The 310-nt window shown below is 48.7% G+C and carries 1 protein-coding gene and 1 pseudogene; both read left to right on the top strand.

Features of this window, described 5'->3' with window-relative positions; translation table 11 throughout:
- A pseudogene (locus P5683_RS26110) lies at positions 1 to 257 on the top strand (IS607 family transposase); the annotation flags it as partial.
- The coding region (locus tag P5683_RS26690) for a helix-turn-helix domain-containing protein (protein WP_396442608.1) at positions 214 to 310 on the top strand (97 nt) is incomplete at its 3' end. The pseudogene P5683_RS26110 and the gene P5683_RS26690, both read left to right, overlap by 44 nt.

The following is a 310-nucleotide window of genomic DNA, read 5'->3' as shown; positions in this document are numbered from 1 at the left end:
GCATGGTTGTCGTTGCCCACCCAGACCGATTGGCAATATGGGGATTTGACTTGTTTCGATGGCTCTGTGAGCAAAACAGGTGCTCACTCATGGTTCTCAACGAGACAAGTCTCAGTCCAGAACCAGAAATGGTTGAGGACATCCTCGCCATCCTCCACTGCTTCAGTTCCCGATTATACGGAGTGCGTAAATACAAAACTCAGGTCAAAGAAGATCCGGATTTACCCCAGCCCGGAGCTAAATCAAGTCTGGCGTAAATGGTTGGCCGCTTGTCGGTATTGCTACAACCAAGCAATTGCATTATCTAGGA

This window comes from Limnospira sp. PMC 1279.21 (genome assembly GCF_032349615.1).
Taxonomy (GTDB): Bacteria; Cyanobacteriota; Cyanobacteriia; order Cyanobacteriales; family Microcoleaceae; genus Limnospira; species Limnospira fusiformis.
This window is presented reverse-complemented; position numbering and strand designations above follow the sequence as displayed.